At 74.2% G+C, this 899-nt stretch carries 1 protein-coding gene and 1 pseudogene; both read left to right on the top strand.

Features of this window, described 5'->3' with window-relative positions; translation table 11 throughout:
- The coding region (locus AB8Z36_RS40905; RefSeq protein ID WP_369218408.1) for an LCP family protein at positions 1-370 on the top strand (370 nt) is incomplete at its 5' end.
- A gap of 117 nt (positions 371-487) precedes the next feature.
- A pseudogene (locus tag AB8Z36_RS40900) lies at positions 488-899 on the top strand (hypothetical protein); the annotation flags it as partial.

Below are 899 nucleotides of genomic sequence, written 5' to 3'. Positions count from 1 at the left end.
GGCCAGGTACGCCGATCCGCGGGGCGATCTGGGGCGGGTGGAGCGGCAGCGGCAGCTCGTGAGCGCGGTCTCGGCGAAGGCGACGGGGGCTTCGGTGCTGGTCCCGCCGTGGCGGCTGATCCCCTTCCTGTCCACCTCGCTTGACGCGCTCACCCTCGACCGGGGCACGGAGACGGGCACGCTGGCCCGTATGGGCCTGCAGATGGAGGCGCTGTCCGGCAGGCCGGGCGCCACGACGACCGTGCCGGTGGCGGGGGAGCCGGAGATCGCCGGGGCCGGTGATGTCGTCCTGTGGGACCAGGTCAAGGCCGGCCGGCTCTTCGAGGCGCTCAAAAGCGACACCCCGATTCCTTCTTCCGGGGCCGGTTGACGCATCCTGGAGCGGGTGGAGTGGGCGGAGTGTCGCGTTATGAGCGCTTCGGCTTGATCCATCAAGATGTGCGCCAATCGCGCGCTACGCGCGAGGTACGTCGGAGAGGGGTCCAGGATGAGCAGCAGCGGTGCGCCGTCGTCGCACGGGTTCACCAGCGTGCGCGGGCGCGGCTACCGCCCCGAGCAGGCCGAGGCGTACGCCGACGGCCTTTCCCGGGAGCGGGACGAGGCGTGGGAGCGTGCCGCGCGGCTGACCGTCCTCGCCAAGGAGATGCAGGCGCGGGCCGAGGAGCTGCGGGAGACGGTCTCGCGGCTCGCCCCGCAGACGTACGAGGAGCTGGGCGAGCGGGCCCAGTTCCTGCTGGCGCTCGCCGAGGAGGAGGGCGAGGCGGTCCTCGCGGCGGGGCGGGCGGACGCGCAGGCGGTGACGGGGGCGGCCGGGGCAGGGGCGCTCGTCTACGCGGCGATGGGCGGCATGAGCGCCGGCGTGGGGCTCGCCATGGCGGCGGTGCCCGAGCGGTTCCCGC

Origin of the sequence: Streptomyces flavofungini (assembly GCF_041028215.1) — a bacterium.
Taxonomy (GTDB): domain Bacteria; phylum Actinomycetota; class Actinomycetes; order Streptomycetales; family Streptomycetaceae; genus Streptomyces; species Streptomyces flavofungini_B.
The sequence above is the reverse complement of the archived record's forward strand: the minus strand, read 5'-3'. Positions and strand labels throughout refer to the sequence as shown.